The 1,223-nt window shown below is 55.2% G+C and carries 1 protein-coding gene; it reads left to right on the top strand.

What is annotated here, in order from left to right:
* The first annotated feature begins 63 nt into the window (after positions 1-63).
* The gene (locus VB780_RS31260; RefSeq protein WP_323355099.1) at positions 64-1,206 is read left to right on the top strand and encodes an ISAs1 family transposase; all 1,143 of its coding nucleotides are present in this window, start codon (positions 64-66) and stop codon (positions 1,204-1,206) included.
* Positions 1,207-1,223 lie beyond the last annotated feature (17 nt).

The following is a 1,223-nucleotide window of genomic DNA, read 5'->3' as shown; positions in this document are numbered from 1 at the left end:
CAGGGCAAACGCATACTCGGTGAGTAGGGATACTAGTGGATACGTTTGACATCAAGGCTATCCATGTCCCATTCAGTGCCCCCGACGGATTCACTGTTAAGCCACTTTGAGAACCTAGAGGATCCTCGTACCGGCTATCTGATTGAACACCGATTGGTGGATATAGTGGCCTTAACGATCTGTGCGGTGGTTTGTGGCGCAGAGACTTGGGTCGATATCGAGGCCTACGGCCAGAGCAAGGTAGATTGGCTCAGCACCTTTCTGGCGTTGCCACACGGCATTCCGTCCCATGACACGATTAGTCGGCTGTTTGCCCAACTCGACCCCCATCAGCTACAAGACTGCTTCCTGAGTTGGGTTCAAACCGTGGCTCAGCTTAGTGCTGGAGCAGTCGTGGCTGTGGATGGCAAAACCTTGCGGCGCTCCTATGACCGAGGTCAAGGCAAAGGAGCTATCCATATGGTGAGTGCTTGGGCGGCTGAGAATCGCTTGGTGCTGGGGCAAGTGAAGGTGGACGAAAAATCGAACGAAATTACGGCGATTCCTGAACTGCTCAAGGTGCTGGCACTGAACGGTTGCATCGTCACCCTCGACGCCATGGGCACCCAGAAAACGATTGCGAAACAGATTATCGACCAAGGTGCTGACTATATCCTCAGCCTCAAGGGCAATCACGAGGGACTCTATGAGGACGTGCAGCAGATCTTTACCTGGGCGCGGCAGCAGCACTTCAAGAACATCCCCCACGAGGTTTATCAGACGATTGATAAGGGCCACGGTCGGCTCGAAATCCGGCGTCACTGGTTACTCGACTCTGTGGAGCATCTGGTGGATGCCGACCAATGGGCGGGGCTGAAGCGGGTCGGCTTGATTGAATCAGAGCGCCGTCTCCCCGGCCAAGACCCGACGATTACCCAACGCTACTATCTCGTCAGCCTCAATGGTGGTGTGGAGCGCTTTGCTCAAGCGACTCGCAGCCACTGGGGCATTGAGAATGGTCTCCATTGGTGCCTCGATGTGGCCTTTCATGAGGACGACTCTCGCATTCGCTCCGGCTATGCCCCCCAAAACATGGCCGTCATTCGACACCTGGCGCTCAACCTCCTCTCTCAGGAGTCCTCAGCCAAGGTTGGCAAAAAGGCGAAACGCCTTAAAGCTGGCTGGGATAATACGTATCTCACCAAAGTCCTGGCTAGCGTAGGGTGAGTATGCGTTTGCCCTGA

Source organism: Leptolyngbya sp. CCNP1308 (assembly GCF_034932455.1).
Classification (GTDB): Bacteria; Cyanobacteriota; Cyanobacteriia; order Phormidesmidales; family Phormidesmidaceae; genus Nodosilinea.
Note: the sequence above shows the minus strand (reverse complement) of the source record. Positions and strands in the feature narration are given on the sequence as shown.

Coding starts and splice junctions, on each gene's coding strand:
- VB780_RS31260 (WP_323355099.1), top strand. CDS start 64: ATGTCCCATTCAGTGCCCCCGACGGATTCACTGTTAAGCCACTTTGAG.